The following is a 210-nucleotide window of genomic DNA, read 5'->3' on the forward strand; positions in this document are numbered from 1 at the left end:
TACCACTTTGTGATTCATGACTGGGGTGAAGTCGTAACAAGGTAACCGTAGGGGAACCTGCGGTTGGATCACCTCCTTACCTGAAGAACCTGCCTTTGTAGTGTCCACACAGATTGTCTGATGAAAAGTAAATAGCAAGGCGTCTTGCGATTGAGACTTCAGTGTCCCCTTCGTCTAGAGGCCCAGGACACCGCCCTTTCACGGCGGTAA

Annotated in this window: 1 rRNA gene; it reads left to right on the forward strand. The window is 50.5% G+C overall.

What is annotated here, in order from left to right:
- A 16S ribosomal RNA gene (locus GVK32_RS28810) occupies nt 1-79 on the forward strand; the annotation flags it as partial.
- Nucleotides 80-210: the final 131 nt, after the last annotated feature.

Origin of the sequence: Klebsiella sp. 18074 (assembly GCF_902705905.1) — a bacterium.
Classification (GTDB): domain Bacteria; phylum Pseudomonadota; class Gammaproteobacteria; order Enterobacterales; family Enterobacteriaceae; genus Klebsiella; species Klebsiella terrigena.